The organism is Ensifer sp. ENS10 (assembly GCF_014852025.1).
Taxonomy (GTDB): Bacteria; Pseudomonadota; Alphaproteobacteria; order Rhizobiales; family Rhizobiaceae; genus Ensifer.
The window spans coordinates 1-19050 of record NZ_JACVAS010000015.1; the positions used below are offsets into that span (position 1 = coordinate 1).

At 59.2% G+C, this 19050-nt stretch carries 27 protein-coding genes, 1 tRNA gene and 1 pseudogene; all 29 read left to right on the forward strand.

Translation table 11 applies throughout. The annotated features are described in order from the left end of the window. A pseudogene (locus tag IB265_RS32690) lies at positions 1 to 999 on the forward strand (hypothetical protein); the annotation flags it as partial. A 114-nt stretch (positions 1000 to 1113) separates the two neighbouring features. After that, a complete protein-coding gene (locus IB265_RS32695) occupies positions 1114 to 2064 on the forward strand; it encodes a 5'-3' exonuclease H3TH domain-containing protein (RefSeq protein WP_192495822.1) in 951 nt (316 codons plus the stop codon). Between the two features lie 19 nt (positions 2065 to 2083). Further along, a complete protein-coding gene (locus tag IB265_RS32700) occupies positions 2084 to 3247 on the forward strand; it encodes a hypothetical protein (RefSeq protein WP_192495823.1) in 1164 nt (387 codons plus the stop codon). Beyond that, positions 3247 to 3492, forward strand: coding sequence for a hypothetical protein (locus IB265_RS32705; RefSeq protein WP_192495824.1), 246 nt, complete (start codon positions 3247 to 3249; stop codon positions 3490 to 3492). Before IB265_RS32700 ends, IB265_RS32705 begins: the two co-directional genes overlap by 1 nt. Positions 3493 to 3560: 68 nt before the next feature. Further along, complete coding sequence (locus IB265_RS32710; protein ID WP_192495825.1) at positions 3561 to 4106, forward strand: ASCH domain-containing protein; 546 nt, start codon at positions 3561 to 3563, stop codon at positions 4104 to 4106. Further along, positions 4039 to 4428 (forward strand): hypothetical protein, encoded by a 390-nt coding sequence (locus IB265_RS32715; protein WP_192495826.1) that lies wholly within the window; start codon positions 4039 to 4041, stop codon positions 4426 to 4428. The genes IB265_RS32710 and IB265_RS32715 overlap by 68 nt, the downstream gene beginning before the upstream one ends. An 88-nt stretch (positions 4429 to 4516) precedes the next feature. Then, positions 4517 to 5497, forward strand: coding sequence for a hypothetical protein (locus IB265_RS32720; protein WP_192495827.1), 981 nt, complete (start codon positions 4517 to 4519; stop codon positions 5495 to 5497). A 4-nt stretch (positions 5498 to 5501) separates the two neighbouring features. Continuing rightward, complete coding sequence (locus IB265_RS32725) at positions 5502 to 6593, forward strand: metallophosphoesterase (protein ID WP_192495828.1); 1092 nt, start codon at positions 5502 to 5504, stop codon at positions 6591 to 6593. A gap of 58 nt (positions 6594 to 6651) precedes the next feature. Further along, the gene (locus IB265_RS32730) at positions 6652 to 6993 is read left to right on the forward strand and encodes a hypothetical protein (RefSeq protein ID WP_192495829.1); all 342 of its coding nucleotides are present in this window, start codon (positions 6652 to 6654) and stop codon (positions 6991 to 6993) included. Continuing rightward, positions 6993 to 7217, forward strand: coding sequence for a hypothetical protein (locus tag IB265_RS32735; protein ID WP_192495830.1), 225 nt, complete (start codon positions 6993 to 6995; stop codon positions 7215 to 7217). Before IB265_RS32730 ends, IB265_RS32735 begins: the two co-directional genes overlap by 1 nt. Then, complete coding sequence (locus tag IB265_RS32740; RefSeq protein WP_192495831.1) at positions 7214 to 9151, forward strand: AAA family ATPase; 1938 nt, start codon at positions 7214 to 7216, stop codon at positions 9149 to 9151. Before IB265_RS32735 ends, IB265_RS32740 begins: the two co-directional genes overlap by 4 nt. Continuing rightward, positions 9148 to 9360: a hypothetical protein gene (locus IB265_RS32745; protein ID WP_192495832.1), complete on the forward strand. Its 213-nt coding sequence runs from the start codon at positions 9148 to 9150 to the stop codon at positions 9358 to 9360. Before IB265_RS32740 ends, IB265_RS32745 begins: the two co-directional genes overlap by 4 nt. Further along, on the forward strand, positions 9357 to 9737 hold the full coding sequence (locus IB265_RS32750; RefSeq protein WP_192495833.1) for a hypothetical protein: 381 nt from the start codon (positions 9357 to 9359) through the stop codon (positions 9735 to 9737). The genes IB265_RS32745 and IB265_RS32750 overlap by 4 nt, the downstream gene beginning before the upstream one ends. After that, positions 9734 to 9898 carry a hypothetical protein gene (locus IB265_RS32755; RefSeq protein ID WP_192495834.1) on the forward strand — a complete coding sequence of 55 codons (165 nt, stop codon included), beginning with the start codon at positions 9734 to 9736 and terminating at the stop codon, positions 9896 to 9898. Before IB265_RS32750 ends, IB265_RS32755 begins: the two co-directional genes overlap by 4 nt. After that, complete coding sequence (locus IB265_RS32760; RefSeq protein ID WP_192495835.1) at positions 9895 to 10095, forward strand: hypothetical protein; 201 nt, start codon at positions 9895 to 9897, stop codon at positions 10093 to 10095. Before IB265_RS32755 ends, IB265_RS32760 begins: the two co-directional genes overlap by 4 nt. Further along, positions 10092 to 10340, forward strand: a complete 249-nt coding sequence (locus IB265_RS32765; RefSeq protein ID WP_192495836.1) for a hypothetical protein — start codon at positions 10092 to 10094, stop codon at positions 10338 to 10340. The genes IB265_RS32760 and IB265_RS32765 overlap by 4 nt, the downstream gene beginning before the upstream one ends. Positions 10341 to 10403: 63 nt before the next feature. Then, on the forward strand, positions 10404 to 10874 hold the full coding sequence (locus tag IB265_RS32770) for a hypothetical protein (RefSeq protein ID WP_192495837.1): 471 nt from the start codon (positions 10404 to 10406) through the stop codon (positions 10872 to 10874). Then, positions 10874 to 11446, forward strand: coding sequence for a hypothetical protein (locus IB265_RS32775; protein WP_192495838.1), 573 nt, complete (start codon positions 10874 to 10876; stop codon positions 11444 to 11446). Before IB265_RS32770 ends, IB265_RS32775 begins: the two co-directional genes overlap by 1 nt. Positions 11447 to 11543: 97 nt before the next feature. Next, the gene (locus IB265_RS32780; RefSeq protein WP_192495839.1) at positions 11544 to 12512 is read left to right on the forward strand and encodes a ribonucleotide-diphosphate reductase subunit beta; all 969 of its coding nucleotides are present in this window, start codon (positions 11544 to 11546) and stop codon (positions 12510 to 12512) included. A 17-nt stretch (positions 12513 to 12529) separates the two neighbouring features. Next, the gene (locus IB265_RS32785) at positions 12530 to 14212 is read left to right on the forward strand and encodes a ribonucleotide-diphosphate reductase subunit alpha (RefSeq protein WP_192495840.1); all 1683 of its coding nucleotides are present in this window, start codon (positions 12530 to 12532) and stop codon (positions 14210 to 14212) included. A gap of 3 nt (positions 14213 to 14215) precedes the next feature. Then, positions 14216 to 14434, forward strand: a complete 219-nt coding sequence (locus tag IB265_RS32790) for a glutaredoxin domain-containing protein (RefSeq protein WP_192495841.1) — start codon at positions 14216 to 14218, stop codon at positions 14432 to 14434. A gap of 90 nt (positions 14435 to 14524) precedes the next feature. Further along, complete coding sequence (locus IB265_RS32795; protein WP_210334662.1) at positions 14525 to 15526, forward strand: FAD-dependent thymidylate synthase; 1002 nt, start codon at positions 14525 to 14527, stop codon at positions 15524 to 15526. Then, the gene (locus IB265_RS32800; protein WP_192495842.1) at positions 15523 to 15777 is read left to right on the forward strand and encodes a hypothetical protein; all 255 of its coding nucleotides are present in this window, start codon (positions 15523 to 15525) and stop codon (positions 15775 to 15777) included. Before IB265_RS32795 ends, IB265_RS32800 begins: the two co-directional genes overlap by 4 nt. A gap of 8 nt (positions 15778 to 15785) precedes the next feature. After that, on the forward strand, positions 15786 to 15977 hold the full coding sequence (locus IB265_RS32805) for a hypothetical protein (protein ID WP_192495843.1): 192 nt from the start codon (positions 15786 to 15788) through the stop codon (positions 15975 to 15977). 12 nt (positions 15978 to 15989) lie between these two features. Then, complete coding sequence (dut, locus tag IB265_RS32810) at positions 15990 to 16451, forward strand: dUTP diphosphatase (RefSeq protein ID WP_375293104.1); 462 nt, start codon at positions 15990 to 15992, stop codon at positions 16449 to 16451. A 1-nt stretch (position 16452) separates the two neighbouring features. Further along, positions 16453 to 17073: an AAA family ATPase gene (locus IB265_RS32815; RefSeq protein ID WP_192495844.1), complete on the forward strand. Its 621-nt coding sequence runs from the start codon at positions 16453 to 16455 to the stop codon at positions 17071 to 17073. A 195-nt stretch (positions 17074 to 17268) separates the two neighbouring features. Beyond that, positions 17269 to 17718, forward strand: a complete 450-nt coding sequence (locus IB265_RS32820; RefSeq protein WP_192495845.1) for a hypothetical protein — start codon at positions 17269 to 17271, stop codon at positions 17716 to 17718. 549 nt (positions 17719 to 18267) lie between these two features. Then, on the forward strand, positions 18268 to 18459 hold the full coding sequence (locus tag IB265_RS32825) for a hypothetical protein (protein WP_192495846.1): 192 nt from the start codon (positions 18268 to 18270) through the stop codon (positions 18457 to 18459). A 425-nt stretch (positions 18460 to 18884) separates the two neighbouring features. Further along, positions 18885 to 18960: transfer RNA gene (locus IB265_RS32830), tRNA-Cys, on the forward strand. Positions 18961 to 19050 lie beyond the last annotated feature (90 nt).

Here is a 19050-nt window from a genome sequence, read left to right on the forward strand (position 1 = left end):
ACCATCAAGCCCAAGGACGGTCGCAACACCTACCGTCTGCTCGCACCGACGCCCGCCCAGGCTCCTTGGGTTCCGGCTTCCGGTCAGTATTGGGCCGATCTCGGCGTCCACTGGATCAAGGCCGATAAGAACGGCAAGCCGCTCGTCGTCGTTGGCGACTGCGACACCGTTTACCAGCAGCCTTCTCCGCTGAACACGGCGATCGAAATGGCGATCAATTCTGCGATGGACGAAGAGTCCAAGGAACTCTACCAGGATTGGAAGCCGAACAAGTCCGTTATCATCAACGTGCTTGACGCCTCGATGGGCGACGATCCGCAGCCGCTCGAACTGACGCCGACCACCTTCGGCAAGGTCATGGATCTGATCAACATCTACGACGATGCCGGTCAGGACATCACCCATCCGCTCACTGGTGTTGACATCATCATCACCAAGACCGGCAAGGGCATCAACACCAAGTATGACGTTGCCGTCTCGCCGGCTCCGTCGAAGCCGATCGCTGCTGACGTTCTCGGCCGCACGATCGACCTGCACGCCTTCATCGCGCAGAACTACTTCCGCGGTGAAGAACAGAAGGCGCTCAACGCCATCGCGCAGATTGCCGGTGTCGCTGTTCCGGCTCTGACCGGTCCTTCTGGTGCTGCTGGTGCTCGCACTCCGACTGCTGCTCTGGCTTCGCCGGCTGCCGCTGTCGCTGGCGCAAGCGTCGATGACGCCGCTGCCGTCGCTGCTGAAGCCGCCCGCAAGGCTGCAGTCGCTGCTGCCGCTGCCGCTCAGGCCGCAGCTGCTGCCGAACAGGCTGCTGCTCCGGCAGAAGACCCGCTCGCTGCGAAGCGCGCTGAAATCCTGCGTCGTCAGCAGGAAGCAGAAGCAGAGCTGGCTGCTCTGTCCGCTGCTCCGGTAGAGGCCGCTTCGGCTGCTCCCACTGCCGGCATCTCCTCGCTGCCTGTTTCCGAACAGGACGCGATCCTCGCAGAACTCGATAACCTCGTGTGATGCCAATACCAGGCAGGCGCCCCCTCTCCTGCCTGGTGCCTCATCGTCGCGGATGAGGCTTAGCGACGACACGGCCGCACTGTGTCGTCGCCTTCTCTTTTAAGAGGCTTCCCAATGACGAACTATTCGCTGATCGATGGCAACTCCATCGGGCATTTCTACAACAATTCTAAGCCGCTCGCGATCGGTGAGATCCAGGTTCAGGCTATCTATGGCGTGCTGCGCGGTCTTCGCTCGCACATCGCCAGCTTTCAGAATTATCAGCCGGTCGTCCTCTGGGATGGCGCGTCGTGGCGCAAGCTCATGTTCGCTGCCTACAAGGACAATCGCGAGAAGAAGGAAACCAAGAACGAAATCCGGATGCAGGAGATGAAGGACGCCTACAAGCGTCAGGTTCCCTACATCAAGAAGGCTCTCGGGTTTCTCGGTATTCCCCAGGTCTGGGCTTTGAACATGGAAGCCGACGACCTCGGCGCCATCCTGACCGACCGTTACACCAAGAACGGCTCGAAGATCATTCTCGTCACTGGCGACAAGGATTGGCTGCAGCTCGTAGGTCCGGGCGTCGTCTGGATGGATCCGAATAACGATCGTCTGGTCACCGTGAAGAACTTCGAGGAGTTCACCGGTGTTGCGACCGTTCGCCAGTTCGTAGAGGTCAAGGCTCTCGCTGGCGACATGGGCGACAACGTAGCCGGCGTCGGTGGCATCGGCCAGAAGGGCGCTGTCGATTTCATCAAGCAATACGGCACGTTCGCCAGTTTCTCTAGTCAGGTGATCCTCGAAAAGACGATCGACCTGAAGAAGCTGCCCAAGAAGTATCGCGACCTCATCGAGAACGAGGATAAGGCGATCACCTTCAGCCGCAACATCGATCTTATGGATCTGCGCACCACGGCGCGTCCCGCGCCACAGAACCTGCAGGTCACTAAGGGCACGGCTGACAAGGACAAGTTCCGGCAGTTCTGCGACCTGCTCCTCTTCAAGTCCATCACCAAGGACTTCGACGAGTGGTGCTCCGTATTCCCCGCATTCCGCGAGCAGCCCCTGGCGCTCGCAGCCTAATCACTACGAAGGAGAAGTTATGAGCAGTCCCGACGATATCGCAAAGGCCCTCGGTGGATTGGCAGTCCACGACGAGCTGTCCAGCGTGAAGTATTTCCTCGACACCGGCTATCCGCCCCTCAATCACGCCCTGTCGTCGCGCTGGGACGGTGGCCTTGCATCCGGCCGCATCATCGAAATCTACGGGCCTGAATCCGCAGGCAAGACGGCGATCGCGACCATGTGCATGATCTCGGCTCAGAAGGCAGGCGGTTATGCCGCGTTCGCCGACCACGAGCGGTCGTTCCAGCAGCACCTGGCCGAAGGCATGGGTCTCGATCCGCATCCCGGCCGGTTCCTTTACCGCAAGCCGAATACCTTCGAAGAAAGCCTGGCGCTCTGCGTCGAGGTGGCGATGATGATCCGCGACAAGAAGCTGATCAAGCCGGAAGCGCCGATCTGCTGGGTCTTCGACTCCTTGCCGTTCATGATCCCGAACTCGGTCTACTACGATCCGAAGACCGGCAAGCCGAAGCCGCTCGGTCAGCGCTCGATGCACGACAACACGGCGCTTGCACGCGCAACGTCGGCCAACATGCCGGCATTCGCCCAGCTCTGCGACGACCTCAACATCTGCGCCATCTTTCTCAACCAGATCCGCCTGAACATCGGCGTCATCTACGGCAACCCTGAGACCACGCCGGGCGGCAAGACCCCGCGCTACGTCTACTCGACCCGTATCTCGCTCGGCATCAAGAAGATCCAGAAGGGTAAGGGCGAAGAGGCCGAAGTCACCGGCTCGCAGATCACCGCGCGCATGACCAAGAACAAGGTCTCCCGCCCGTTCCAGGCTGCGTCGTTCATCCTCGACTACACGGAAGAAGGCCAGGCGCGCTTCAACTTCCATCGGTCGATGATCGAGTTCCTCAAGGGCGAGAAGATCCTCAAGGAGGCTGGCGCCTACATCGAGTGGGAAGGCAAGAAGTATTACGCCGGCCAGCTCTCCGACAAGCTGATGAAGGAGCCCGACGGCTTCCAGAAGCTCAAGGATCTGCTTCCGGCCGAATACGCTGCGCCGATTATCACTGATGACGCGGTTGCTGACGTGACCGGCGATGCTGGCGTGACGGATATCGCATCGGTGCTCGCGAAGGCAGAGGCCAAGGCTGCGAAGTCGAAGGGCCTGACCGAGGAAGCTGCGTAATGAGCCTCTTCCTCAGTGCGATGCAGAAGAACGCCGCTGTTCTGACGCTGGAAATCGCCGGTCTCGGCATTCGCTCCGAGATCACCTTCGAAGACGAGGCGGCCCTGAAGGAGGGCCTTGCCGCGGCCGCGCCGAAGATGGTCGACCAGCTCAATGAGGCCGTCGCTGGCCGCAAGGCTGATCAGCTTGCCGCTATCGACGCCAAGATCGCGGCCCTCAATGAACAGCGTGCAAGCTTGACCTAATCGCTGTCTCCCCTCGCCCGACTTGCTATAAGTATCTTGTGAAAGAAACACAGCAAGTCGGGCGAAACATGAAAGTAATTTCCATCTGGCAGCCCTTCGCCTCGTTAGCGGTGAAGGGCTTCAAGACTTTTGAAACACGCACCTGGCCTGCTCCGGCTTCAATCATTGGTCAAACCATCGGTATTGCGTCCACCAAGGGTTTGAAGCCGGTTCAGCGCGCCTACTTTGACGACGAACGGTTCACGACGTTCTATGCCGGAACCGGAATGCCTCCTCTCGAAGAACTGCCTTGCGGCTATCTGCTTGGGACCGTCACGATCGATGAATGCCTCCTCATGACTGAGGAATTCATGGATGAGGTCTCCGAGGAAGAGAAGGCATACGGACATTGGGAGCTTGGCAACTACGCCTGGCGCCTTGAACCGCGCATCACGCTCGATAATCCGATCCCGATCCGAGGCGCACAGGGGCTCTATGAATGGCATGGAGTTCTACCCAATGACGAAGCGGAAGATCAAGCGCGGGACGGAGCGCAAGTGGAAGGGCGTGATCGAGAAGTTTTATCACGCCACGAAGACGCGCTCCGTCGTCGGGCACACTTCCAAGTTTGCTAATGGAGATCTGATCTACATTGCCCGCAAGTGGCACGATGAGATCTTCTGCTGCGGCCGCCCCTCCATCTCACAAGCTATTGTCGATGGAGTGGCGTGCTGGGCAATCGACCACGATCACCTCTTGGAGCTGCGTCTGCGCAAGGTGAAGTGGGTGTCGATCGTGGAGCGACATGTCGGTGGCGATCAATACATTACGACGCTTGACAATTACATGAACCCGGCCTGCTTCCAGTTCCTGAACTTTGAAAGCGAGGGCGGTGCTCGCCAGCACTATCTGAGCTTCAAGTATTTCATCATCAAGCCTGGCTTCGCAAAGCTCTGAACAATCCGCGCATACCCTGACGCATCCCAATGCGTCATTCGCTATAACGTAAGAAATCAGTAAGCACTTACTTAGCGAGAGGTCTGAAATGCGGAACATTGAAAACTCGTCTGCTTCTATCGCCGCGTCAGCGGCCGTCACGATCGGTTCGGTCCCGGACGATATTGCGACGCTTGAGGCCGCGCTCGAAGCGTTCGAGGAGTTGGATCTTCTCGACCGCATCGTCGTCACGCAGGAAACGATGACGGTTTCTGCTTTTGTGGCGATTAAGGAGCATCCCCGTCAGCGCGATACCGAGCGACATCTGAAGCTGGCGCTGAAGAAGCACCTCTCGGCTCCCTCGCCTGTTCATAGCCGCGTAAACGTCGCGGTTCTGGACGGAACGAAGTTCAAGCTCGACGGTCACACGCGCTCGCTGGCTTGGGACCGCGGCCTGCTCAAGGCCCCGTCCAATGTTAAGGCTGACGTTTATCACTGCGAAACGATGGATGACTTGTTGGAGCTTTACACTCACTTCGACAACAAGTCAGCCGTCGAAACCACGCCCGACAAGCTTTCTGGCGCACTTCGCCAGGCTGGCATCACGGTGACGAGCGAGGCGCTGGCAAAGTATAGCTTCGCGACTGCTTTGCAGGTCGCCTCTCGGTCTGTCGGTGGTGAAAGCACCGATCTCTACAAGAATGCCGAGGAGTTTAAGGCTGAGATTGCCACGCTCGACGCGATCATGCCTGTTTCTTCGATCTTCCGGGTGGGCGTCATTGCCGGCGCGATCATGCTGCTGCGCAAGCACGGCGACAAGATCAAGCCGTTCCTCAAGGCTCTGAACGAAAATACGGGCGTGAAGACGCCGAACGAGTGTGATCCCGCATACGCCCTGACGGATCTCATCCTGCGTCAGGCTAAGGGTCGCGGTGGCTTTTCTCGGACGCTCGAACTGGCCGGCAAGACGATCTCCTGCGGCGATCGCGCATTGCGCGGAGAGAACTACGCCGTCACGCCGAAGGGCGTTTCCGTCAAGGTGACGAAGATCTCGGGCTACTGCCCCAAGACCCAGAACGCAAAGGCTTAAACCGATGAAGTTCGCAGTTATCGCAGATATCCACGCCTACGGTTCGACCGTCTATTCCGGGACCGACACGACCGGCGTCAACACCAGGCTTCGTCTGATCCTGGACGAGCTGCGCCGCACGGCGCGCGCTGTGAAGATGGAAGGCGGCTCCACGATCTTCATCGCGGGCGATATCTTCCACACGCGCGGCTCGATCGACCCCGAGGTTTTGAACCCGCTGCGCGAGACGATCGAGGATATCCTCGATTTCGGGATCGACATTCACGCCATCCCGGGCAACCACGATCTGAAGTCTGCCGATAGTCGCAAGCTGTCCTCGCAGATCGAGAACCTGACCCAGATCTCCATCGCGGGTGGCGTCTTCAAGTGCTACAACGAGGTCGCGGCCTTCCAGATCGGCGACGAGTGGTTCGGCTTCGTGCCGTGGCGTAACAAGCTTGCGGATCTCCACGAGGATCTCGGCGACCTGTCGGCGCATCCGGCCCACGCCGACATGCATGTCTTCATTCACGCAGGTATCGACGGTGTTCTCTCCGGTATGCCGGCGCATGGCCTGACCGACGCTGACCTGGCTGCTTACGGCTTCAAGCGCGTCTATGCCGGCCACTACCACAATCACGTCATCTTTCCGGGCGGCAAGGTCGTCTCGATCGGCGCAACGACGCATCACAATTGGGGCGACGTTGGCACCCGCGCCGGCTTCCTCATCGTCGACACCGACGCTGACGCTGTGACCTTCCACGACACCCAGGCGCCGAAGTTCGCAGACCTGACCGGCCTCGATGAGCTGGACATGGAGCTCGAATGCAAGGGCAACTACGTCCGGTTCCGCGGCCCGACGATGACGCAGACCGAGATCAACGAGCTTCGCGACCAGTTCCGCAAGTGGGGCGCTCTCGGTGTCTCGATCGAAGTTCCGAAGTCCACCGTCGCTGTCCGGTCGGCGAGTCCCGTTAAGGGCGTCACGCTCGATCAGTCCGTCGCCAACTACATCGACGGCAAGAAGGATATTCCCGCTTCGATCGACAAGGCCAAGCTGAAGGCACGCGCTCAGACGATCCTCGACGATAGCCGCGCAGTCTTCGAAGAAGCCTGACGAACTCCATTCGCTGATGCGATAGCATCAAAGCATTGATATTTAAGAGGAAACGACGATGCAGCTGTATACGGTGCATTTCACGACCAAGCAGGTCGTGAGCCAGTTCAACGATAAAGGCGTGAAGACTGGCGAATACACGATGGACTATCCGCAGACCCTTCACGCGCTGCCGCTGTCCACCTGCCAGGGCTACAAGAAGTTCGGCAACTGGCGCATCGAGCCCTACTACTCCGACGCGACGAAGCGTCCGGTCGAAAGCCGCAAGCAGCGCACCGATTTCCGCGGCTCCACGCCGGCCGCGAAGAAGGCAGCTCCGAAGTCGGCGCCGAAGTCGTCCGTCGGCAATGCAGCCAGGACCGGCGATCTCGCCGCTGCGATCAATGCCGGCGTGAAGTGATGGCTAGGGATTGGCGCTCCCGCGATGAACGCCGTCGCAACCAGGAGGAGGAGCGGGAGCGCCAAAACCAGATCGAGTTTGAGGCGCTTGAGGCCAAAGACCGTCTGCCGCTCGACTATCTCATCGATCAGGTGTCCGACATGGAAGACGTTCGATACGTCCTGCGTCGGCTCGCCAAAGCGTCAGCGCTCCAAACGGAGCTGATCAAAGGAATGAAAAAGTGAAGTTCCCCGAACTCGAAATCAATCAGTTCATGGCGATTACCCATGCCAAGGTGTCGCTTGCCGATCGCGGCTTGGTCCTTATCCAGGGCCAGAACCACGCCGACACGTCGGCTGACAGCAACGGCGTCGGAAAGTCGTCCATCGCCGAGGCGCTCGAATGGTGCTGGTTCGGCGAAACGGCCCGCGGCATCTCTGGCGATGCGGTGATCAACCGTGACGCCAAGAAGGACACGTTCGTCAAGTCGACCGTCATCGACGGGCACATGACCTACACGGCCACGCGCCATCGCAAGCATAAGACGGGCAAGAACACCTTCACCCTGAAGCAGTTCGACGGTTTCAAGGAAACGGAACTGACGAAGGGCAAGGACGCGCTGACGCAGCTTGAGGCGAACAAGATCATCGGCTGCTCCCTCGACGTGTTCGCGGCCTCGATCTACGCCGGTCAGGAGAAGATGCCTGATCTGCCGGCGATGACCGACAAGAACCTGAAGGTTATCATCGAAGAAGCGTCCGGCGCCTCGGTGCTGGAAGGCGCCTACAAGGCTGCGTCCAAGACGCTGAACGACAGCGAGAAGGTTCTCGTCACGCAGCGCGCAGCCGCGCAGCTCGCCCGCAACGAGCTGGACTTTATCAAGAACCAGCTTGTCAGCACCACGGCAGCACTCGCGCAGTGGGAGACGGACAGGGGTGTGCGCGAAGCCGACATTAAGGCATCCATCACGCCGCTGCTTCCGGTCATCAAGAAGCTGAACGCCGATGTGGCCGCGATCGACAAGGCTGCAATCGAAGCGGCAATCGCCGACTGCGATGCCAAGATCGCGCTGGTCGGCGACGAGAACGCCGGACTTGCGGCGCTCGACAAGGTTCTGTCCGACACCAAGGTCTATCTCGGCGCCTATTCCAACGAGGTCGTCATGCACAATAGCGCGCTCACCCGCGCGCGAACGGCTTTGGCGAATGTCGAGCATCAGGTCGGCTGCCCTTGCACGTCCTGCGGCCGTCCCTTGACCGATAAGGAGCTTGCCGCGGCGAAGGCCGACAAGCAGTCCTATGTTGACGCCTACGAAAAGGCGATCACCGAGGCAGAGGATAAATACAGCGCTCAGGAAGTCGCTGTAAACGACGCCCAGCGCGCTCGGGATGATTTCGCAGCGTCGATGACTGATATCACTGCGGTCGTAGCCCAGCGCTCTGTATATGAGCGGCAGCTTGCGTCCTACAACGATCTGCTCAGGTCGCAGCAGAACTACGTCAATCAGGCGAAGAACCTGCGCGATCAGTTGGTCGCGGTGCAGGCAGAGACCAATCCGCACAAGCCGTCGATCGAGCGGCTCACCAAGCAGGCCGAGGTGGCAGAGAAGAAGCTCACCGACGCCGACGCGGCCGTGATCGTGCAGGAAGAGGACGTGGCGCTGAATGCCGAGGTTGTGAAGATCTACGGGCCTGCCGGCGTGCGCGCGACCATCCTCGATGACGTGACGCCGTTCCTCAATTCGCAGTCGGCGAAGTATCTGACGATCCTGTCGGACGGCAACATCGAAGCGACCTGGACGACGCTCACTCCGGATGCCAAGGGCGTCTTGAAGGAGAAGTTCACGATCGACGTGACCAACGCGACCGGTGGTGACAACTACAAGGCTCTGTCGGGCGGTGAGAAGCGCAAGGTCAGGATCGCGACGGCGCTCGCTCTGCAGGATCTCGTAGCGACCCGCGCCACGAAGCCGATCGACCTGTGGATTGGCGACGAAATCGATGACGCGCTCGACAGCTCCGGTCTGGAGCGGTTGATGCAGATCCTCGAGGAAAAGGCCCGCGAGCGCGGCTCGGTGTTCGTGATCAGCCATAACGAGCTGCGCGACCACATCAAGCAGGTTCTCCTGGTCGAGAAGCTCGCCAACAAGACGACGAAGATCACGGAGATGGCAGCATGAGGGAGGTAACGAAGGAAGTCTTCTTTAAGCACATTGGCCCCGAGAACGTTCATCCTCGCTGCGAACCCGACCATGCGATTTGGGAGATCGTCGGAACCCGCAAGGTGATCGGCCGCTCTGAGCCTGGCTACGCCTCACCGCACGGTATCGCCAAGCGCTATTGGCTCACTGATGAATTTGCCAATGAGAAGATTGGAGCGGCAGCATGAGCGTGGCGCTGGATCCCTGCCCCTTCTGTGCCTGCGAGGCGCGCATCGAACGCATCGGTGATCGCCGACAATCCACGATCTATCGTTGCGACAACTGCGGTTGCTCGCTGGAGACCGGCGAAGAATGGGGTCACGGAAAGGGCTGGAACGAGCGCCTGACCCGGATCACCGACGAGATGGTCGAGCGCGCAGCCAAGGCGCTCGAAAAGCGGATCAAGCAGGACACTTACGCGTGGACCGATGAGCAGTTCGAAACCTGGTGGAACGACGACAGCCGGTTCGTTGAGAAGATCAATGTGTGGGGTTGGTTTAAGGGCACGCAAAAGGAGAAGTGCCTGCACGAGGCCCGGATCACGCTTGAAGCGGCATTGTCATGACCGTCGCCGAATTGATCAAGGTCTTGAAAATGGCCCCGTCCGATCTTCCCGTCTATTTTGAAGGCGGGGAATACAAAGGAGATTGGAGAGAGGTTCAAGGAGCGGTCATCGACCAGAACTTCAGCCTCAAGGGTGTTCTTTTGAAGGATACCCGCAAGTGACCGGGCTCGAAATCGTCGGCGCGTCGGCCATCTACATCGTCTGCATCTTCGTGGGTGGCTATCTCTGGGTTCCGATCGCAGCTTACCTCACCCGCAAGCAGGGGCTGGAATCAATTCCTTTTGTTGTCGTTCCTGTTCTCCTGATCTGGGCGATCGGCGCCATTGTCGGACTCGTGCTTTTAGGAAAGATGCTTTGACCGGCACCACCACCTTCATCACCGGCTCGTCAATTCTATCCGCCACGATCAGCATCCCGTCCATGCAGTTCGTCCAGAAGGATACCCGGCGCACAAAGGAGCTGCGCCGGGATTACGACATTTTGCTAGAGGCAATCCGCGCTGTCTGCGGCAATCGTCAGCTCGACCAGATCCTCGAGGTAGCGGCGGATCCCGCGTTCAGAAGCGCGAACCGCCCAAAAGTGAAGCATCGACACAAGATCTAGTGCTATCCCGTGAAATTCACGCTATATAGTAAGTAAGCACTTACTCAATTCAAGGAGATAAAGATGCCGAAGGCACGGGTAGAACTTCATCCCGATACCAAGCGCATTATGGAAGAGGTCGGAGCCGAGATCGTGGAAAAGCTCAAGGGCGAATTCTACGAGGTCGAAGGCACGCCGATGTCCGTCGTCAAGTATGAAGACGGCCGTATCCGGCAGAAGACGCTGATGCCGACCTGGTTGTTCCAGCTCGAATATTCCTATGTTGGCGCGCAGGGCCGGATCATCTTCGGCCTCTCGCCGGAAGATGCGCAGGAATACAAGTGGATCGAGCGCAACCCGAAGGAGCTGGATGATTGCTTCCCGTTGATCGGTGGCGCGATTGCCACTGCCTTCAATGTCGAAGGTGAGAACGCAGCGGCCGTCATCAAGTCGATCGTCAAGGGACGGCTCGACGCCAAGGCCCAGGCCGAAGAGTTGGAAAAGAAGCAGACCGAAATGGCGCTCCAAAACAACGAACTCTTTGGAGCATTTTAATGGGCAAGATCCTCATTGCGGGCCTCGACGGATCCCTTCGCAACTTCGGCGTTGCGACGGCCTGGCTCGATCTCGACACGCTGCGCCTCGAAATCAAGGAGCTGGTGCTGGTCAAGACCGAGAAGTCGAAGAACAAGTCCGTCCGGGCGTCATCCGACAACCTGGCACGCGCTATCGAGCTGCGGAAGGGCGTTCACGCGGCCCTGCTCGGCGTCACGACCACCTTCTACGAAGTTCCGTCGGGCGGTCAGGACTATAACGCTGTTCTCGGCTTCGGCATCGTCATTGGCACCTACGCAGGGATCAATATTCCGGGCATCGAGGTCTCGCCGTCTGAGACGAAGATGGGCGCGGTCGGCACCAAGACCGCATCCAAGGACGAGATGATCGAGTGGGCTTTTAATCGTTATCCCCTCGCCCCTTGGCGCGTCCGCAAGCTCAAGGGCGAGACCGTGCCGACGAAGGACAACGAGCACCTGGCCGACGCCGTGGCGATCATGGAAGCCGGCATCCATACGCCGTCGTTCCAGCAGACGCTGGCGATCCTGCGCTCCATGCCGATGGCTGCATAATTTATTTGTCAAGGCTAGTAAGTAATTACTTACTTATCTATTATGCGAACCCATCCTCGTGATGGGTTCAACCAACTCCCAACTAACGAGTATCGCCATGCTTTTTGAACGCCAGGTCGAGCGTCTCCCCGACCTTTATCCGTGGGCTCAGGACTTCATTGAGGCCATGCAGGATGGCTTCTGGACTGCCAAGAAGTTCACCTTCGACAGCGATGTCACCGACTATGAATTGCACCTGACCGACCAGGAACGCCTGATCATCAAGCGCTGCCTCGCGGCGATCGCGCAGATTGAGGTCAAGGTGAAGGAATATTGGGGTCTGCTCGGCCGCAAGCTGCAGCATCCCTCGATGTCCGACCTTGGCATCACGATGGCCTACATCGAGGTCATCCATAACAACGCATATGAGAAGCTCCTCAAGAAGCTCGGGCTGATCAACGTGTTCAAGGAGAACATGCACGTTCCGGCGATTGCTGGTCGCGTGAAGTATCTCACCAAGCACACCGAAAAGGCGTTCACGGACGACGACCGCAAGCAGTTCGTCTACTCCCTGATCCTCTTCACGCTGTTCGTGGAGAACGTCAGCCTTTTCAGCCAGTTCTATATCGTCCTCTGGTTCAACCGGTTCGAGAACCGCTTCAAGGACGCCGCTCAGCAGGTGAAATACACCCGCAACGAGGAGATGCTCCATGCCCAGGCCGGCATGAAGATCATCAACACGCTGCGCCAGGAATATCCGGAGCTGTTCGACGCCGAGCTGGAAGCCAAGGTCCGCGAAGAATGCCAGGTCGCGCTGGAAGCGGAAGCTGATCTCATCGACTGGATGCTCGGTGACTATGACCGGCCGAAGCTCAACGCCTCAATCCTCAAGAGCTATGTCGCCCAGCGCCTGAACGAGTCCCTCGTCGGCATTGGCTACACGCCGATGTTCGAGGTTTCCGAGGCTGAAAAGGCCGAAACCTTCTGGATGACCGAAGGGCTGCTCGCTCCTGCCAAGGTCGATTTCTTCCACTCCGAGCCCACCAGCTACCAGCAGGCCGATCAGCCTGCCGACGACGACTTTTAATCAGAAAGGAAATAGGAATGCGCCCTGATTGGGAACACTTCAACGATATCGCGTTGAAGACCCTCTCCCGCGGATATTTGCGGGAAGGCATCGCCAAGGAAGATCTGAAGCAGGCGGCGATCGACCGCGCCGAAGACCTGGTTGATGCGGCTGAAAAGGAGCTTGGCTTCGAACTGCCGATGGTCCGCTACGGTATGCGCCGTGGCTGGGTCTCGCCTGCCTCGCCGATCTGGTCGAACTTCGGCACGGATCGCGGTCTGCCCATCAGCTGCAACGGCAGCTTCATGGAAGACGACATGGACTCCATCCTGTTCAAGAACGCCGAAATCGGCGCGATGACCAAGGAAGGCGCCGGCACGTCGCTCTACATGGGTAAGCTGCGTCCGTTCGGCTCGAAGATCTCGGGCGGTGGAACGTCGGAAGGTCCGGTTCACTTCGCACGCCTGCCGCAGGAGCAGGTCCAGGTCGTCTCGCAGTCGAACGTGCGCCGCGGCAACTGTGCCGTCTACCTCGACATCGAGCATGAAGACATCGACCGTTGGATGCAGATGCGGTCGACGACCGAAGGCGTGCATCACCCGATCCAGCACCTGTCGTTCGGCGTCGTCATTGGCGATGACTGGATGAACGCCATGCTGGCTGAGCCGAAGGGTGGCCCGAAGCGCAAGCTCATGGCGAAGATCCGCAACAAGCGGCGCGAGACGGGCTTCCCCTACATCGTGTTCCGCGACAATGCGAACAACGCCCGGCCGGAAGTCCTCAAGCGCCTTGGTCTTTTGATCTACGCTTCGAACCTCTGCACCGAGATCATGCTGCCGTCCGGCCCGGATGAAAGCTTCGTCTGCGATCTGTCGTCGGTCAACGCCCTCTATTACGAGGAATGGAAGGGCACGACCTTCGTCCGGGAAATGATCTATTTCCTCGATGCCGTCATGAGCGAATACATTCGCAAGACCGAAGGCAAGCGGCTCATGGCTGACGCGCGGCGCTTCGCTGTTCGCTGGCGTGCGCTTGGCCTCGGAACGCTCGGCTGGCACTCCTTCCTGCAGTCGAAGGAAATCCCGATCGAGTCGCAGGAGGCCCGCGACCTCAACATCGAGATCCACCAGTATCTCCGTGACGAGTCCCACGCCGCATCCCGCGACCTGGCGATCATCTTTGGCGAGCCGGAAGGTCTCAAGGGCACTGGCTACCGCAACCTGACGGTCAATGCGATCGCGCCGACCACCTCGTCCTCGATCATCTGCGGCCAGGTCTCGCAGTCCATCGAGCCGTGGGAAGCTGTGGTCTTCGAGAACGACAACGCCAAGGGTGTATTCACGAACTACAATCCGCAGTTCGTCGCCCTGCTCGACCGGCTCGGCATGAACACCACTGCGGTCTGGCAGTCGATCCTCGCATCGGGCGGCCGCGTCAGCCATCTGGACTTCCTGAGCGAGCGTCAGAAGGAGGTCTACAAGCCTTGGGTCGATATCGACCAGATGGAACTCGTGCGTCAGAACAACGACCGCACGCCGTTCATCGACCAGGGCATCTCCTTCAACGTCCAGCTTCCGCCTGAAGCCACGATGAAGGACGACATCGACATTCTGGTCGCACTTTGGAAGGGCGGCTCGAAGTCGGCCTACTACCGCAAGGGAATGAACAAGGCACAGGAGCTGGCCCGTGCCAACGCTTCGTGCGTAGCGTGCGAGGCGTAATCCATGAGCTGGGTGATGATGACGAAGCCGGGCTGCAACTATTGCACCAAGGCAAAGGCGCTCCTCAAGAGCAACAATATCTCCTTCAGCGTGTCGGATCACGACACGCCTGAAAAGGTCCAGCGGTTTAAGGATGCGGGATACACGACCTTCCCGCAGATCTTCCACGATGGGGTGCGCATCGGAGGTTTTGACGACCTCGAACAGTATCTGGAAGTTTGAAAGTGGGGCTTCGGCCCCACTCTCTTTTTGTGCGCTCCCGAGACGATCGCGCTATAACTTAAGTAAGCACTTACTTCAACAGGAGACTTTATGTCAGGCAAGGAACGTATGTTCGCCAAGGTGATCTTGGCGTCCAAGGCAGCCAACTCGACGGCGCTGCCGCTGATCACCATGCACTTGCACTACCCGGACATCATCCACGGCGAGGTGATGACGCACCGGGTGTTCTCGCGTAACGCCCGCTCGATGCGCGCCGTTCCGGTCGCCACGATGGTCAAGGAAGTGCGCGAGGATCCTTTCGTGCCGTGGCATTGGGGCAAGAACCAGCGCGGTATGCAGGCCGACGAGGAATGCAACGAGCTGATCCGCCTTAGCAGCGGTGAGAGCCTCGATCGCGAGGAAGCCTGGCGGATGGCCGCAAACAGCGCCGCAGATTGGGCAGAGCGCTACGCGGATTCTCACTACCACAAGCAGATCGCAAACCGCATTATCGCGCCCTACACCTGGAAGCACACGATGATCTCCTCGACGAGCTGGGCGAACTTCCTGCACCTGCGCGACCACGAAGACGCCGAGCCGCACTTCCACGACCTCGCGGTTCTGGTGCGCGAAGCACTCGCGAACGTTCAGTATCAGGTTCTCATGCAGGGCCAGTGGCACACGCCCTATGTGACGCAGGAAGACGGCTCGTGGGCCGCGATCCACGAATACCTTGTTCGCCAGGGTATCAAGCCGAGCTGGGAAGCTGGTCTGGAGATCGGCAAGAAGTTGTCCGTCGCTCGCTCAGCCCGCATCTCCTACGCGCCGTTCGATGGTGACGCCTCGATCGAGCGCGAGCTGGAGCGCTACGACCTCCTCGTAGGTTCGTCGCCGCTTCACGCCTCGCCGACTGAGCACCAGGCCACGCCGGACTCGCTGTCCACCTACCGGACTCAGGTCAAGACGTTCGAAGCAGGCGACCTCTCTCAGTGGGAGACCGTCAAGAGCGGCAACGAATTCAACAACCCGGAACTCGCCGGCAACCTCGGTCCCGGCTGGATCCAGTTCCGCAAGACCCTGGCCGGCGAATACATCAAGGACATCGCAGCATGAAGACCCTGACCGCTGTTGCGCTGATCGCGGCGCTTGTGCTGGCCGGTTGCAAGCCGCCTCAGTCCAGCCGCACCTTCGCCGACGAGGATGAATGCGAAGCTGCCGGCATGTCCGACGCCTTCTGCGACAACCTGTTCCCGGAGGTCGAGGACTTCTTCGACAAGAAGAAGAAGTCAAAGCCGCTCGCCAAGACCGCAAGGCAGAAGCCCAGCTACATCAGCAGGGTTCGCGTCTACCAGAAGAAGAAGTAGGAGCCGATATGGCCGATTTAAACCTCGCCTACGAAGTGCAGGAAAGCGCCGAGACCTGGATCTTCCGTTTTCCCGCAGGCGACGAGACCGCAATCTGGCGCGGTCCTTTCCCCGATCGTGCAGCGGCTGACACCGCTGCGCGGAAGTTCATTGAATCATATCTCGCCCACCACGCAGCAGAAGTGCTGGGCCTCAAGTAAGGAGAAACTAATATGGGTGCATCCATGACTGAAGCGCAGCAGATCCGGATCCAGCTGCTCCATCCTGAAGCCAAGGTTCCGACCTACGGCTCGGAAGAAGCGGCCGGCGCCGATCTCTACGCCGTCTTCGAAGGCGAAGAACGGACCATCATGCCCGGCGAACGCCTCATCGTTGATACCGGCGTTGCCATTGAACTGAACCCTGGCACGGAAGCCCAGGTTCGTCCGCGTTCGGGTCTTGCAGCCAAGCACGGCCTGACCGTCGTCAATGCACCTGGCACGATCGACAGCGACTACCGCGGCGAGATCAAGGTGATCCTGCTCAACACTGGCGATCGGGGTATTATTCTCAAGAAGGGCGAGCGGATCGCACAGATGGTGATTGCTCCGGTCATCCGCGGCGTGTTCACCATCGCCGAGTCCCTCGATGACACGAGCCGCGGTGAGAACGGCTTCGGCTCGACGGGTAAGTAAGATGCTCTTCGGCCTGACCGGCTCGGCCGGCACTGGAAAGACCACGCTTGGAAAGCGGGTCGCTGACGAACTCGGCATTACCTACATGTCGGGCTCGATCACTGAAATCGCCAGGCGCCACGGGTATGATCCCGTGGCTCCCATGAGCCTGCAGGATCGAATCAAGCTGCAGTTCGCGCTCCTGGAAGATCATGTCACCATGATCGCCAAGGCAGAACGGCCGCTGATTGTCGACCGGACGCCTATCGATCTCGTCGGCTATATGCTCGGGGAGATCGATATGCACTCGCATATGCGGCTTTCGGCCGAGGAGATCGTCGCGATCGATGAGTATGTGGATCTGTGCCTCGAAACCACGGTGAAGCTCTACGACTATGTTTTCGTCCTTGGTCAGCTCGACCATTACGAGATCAAGGAAACCCGGCCGGCTGACAACCGCGCCTACCAGACCCACACGCAGCTGATCATGCAGGGCTGCATGTCCAGGCTCCACGGGCGCCTGAACTACATGATCGTCCGTCAGTCGGATCTGGAAGGCCGTGTCGAGACGATCCACGACACGCTGGTTCACCGTATGGACGACATCTGCAAGGAGCGGGCCAGCTCGGCTCACATTCACTGATCTTCCCGCTCATAACCTGCTGCACTCCAATTCGTGCAGCGCTATAACAGCAAATGTAAGTAAGCACATACTTCAAGAGAGCAAGAGACGACGATGATCGGTTATCGTTTCGCACAGACGGTCCTCGTCGCCTCCTTCCTCTTTGTCGTGTGGTGTCTGACCCCGTTTTTGAACTGAAAGCCAGGAGAGCATTTAATGAATACCGAATCCACCTCGACCGCCGTCGTTGTAGTCGAGCCGACGCTGGCTTCTGTCCGCGCCGCACGCGAAGAACTCGCCGCGAAGGTCGCTGAAGAACGCCGCGTCCGCGAAAAGACCTACGCGCTGCAGTGCCTCGACAGCTTCGTGTCCGGCGTCTCGCGGGAAATCGAGGGCCTCGATGCCGAAGTGAAGCGCTTGGGCGAGCGCCGCAAGAAGCTCGAAGAAGCCGTCTCCGTCGGCAAGTCGATCGACACCAACGCCGACCTGACCGTCGAAGAGATCCGCGAAGTCGCTAAGAAGGCGAACGATGTCTACTACGGCCACAAGGAAGGCGAGAAGCTCGGCGCTATCGAAGTCCTCAAGTCGCGCGGTATTCCCAACGACCTGATCCACTTCATTCATCCGCAGGTCTTCACCCTCGATGTCCGGCAGGCCCGCCGCTAATCGCGAATAAGTGACGCTCGTCCGTCGGGAGCGTCACTTAGGAGAGCCGGCGTGCAGCCGAGCACTGACGCTGCCTTGACAGCGCCGGCTCTCCACCCTTTCCGACGCTATGGCCCTGGTAGCTTAGGCCAAAGCGCCTTCCCTGAAGGTTGGAGATCGCAGGTTGGACTCCTCGACGGGGCCTCATCCAATTCAGAACTACCGAGGTGGGTTTGTTTCCTTTCTCCCACCTCCTCCGCGCCGGCTGTGTATGCGATAAGTCCGGATAATAGGCCCACCGTATGGGAGCCCGCACAGAGTTATGTCGCCGAGACGGCCATTCGTGAGCCGGTCTTCGAGAATGCCCGCCGACCACGCTTGAGAGACAGCGCGCAAGTCGGACGCCACAGGTTGAAAGACCTGAAGCCCCAGCGACGAAGGGGTGGCCGGGCCTGTGTTTCGGCGCTGAGTGACTAGGAGCCCTGGCCGTGTGTGACAGCACGGATATCACTGGTTAGTCGCCAGAGGGGTATAGGCGCTCAGCGCCACTGAAATGAGTAGGAGAGTGTGATGATCCGCGAGTTGAAGTTCACGAATAGCGATGCAACGCCGAAGACCGTCATTCTGAAGGTCGAGACCGAAGCCGTCGCGCCTATCATGTCCTGGTATGGCGGATATCACTCCGGCGACCGTTACACGGTTCACGTCGATTGCGTGAAGGTCGAGAAGGATCAGAACGGCGAACTCCTCGGAGCGATCTAGCTCCAAACAGGCACCCTCTGGGCGCAATCGCTATTACGGGCGGGAGGATACAACCCGCTGGAACACGATTAGCAGAGCCAGAGGCCCAAACGTCAGGGTAGGCGTGACAAGCGGGGAGAGACCCGCGCAAGCTCTGGCTTCCAGGCGATGCCGTCCGCAGATTCCGGATATGGGATGGATAGCTGTCAGGTGACGTGGAAGCAGTCGGAGCAGCGTGAGCTGCAGGCCAACCGGCTAGGGGTTCGAGTCCCCTGTGAGCGCCAGTTTCGCCCGAATGGGCAGTATGAGCAGGCCGGCGCGACTCCGGCTCGTTGACCGAGATCGAGTGAAAGACGCGGTTCGAATCCGTGACAGGGTGAAAGCCCGTAGGGAGTGCCCCGCCGAGGTAACGGGGAGGTCTGACAGTCCGGAAAGACGGACACTGAGTGCCGGTGGGTGAACTGGTCCAGCCATCGGATTGCAAATCCGACAATGCAGGTTCGAGTCCTGTCCGGCACTCCAATCTTTCTTCCCGCGCATAACCTGACGCACTCCAACGTGTCGTCAGCTATAACATCATAAGTAAGTGATTACTTAGAAGAGGCAGCAACG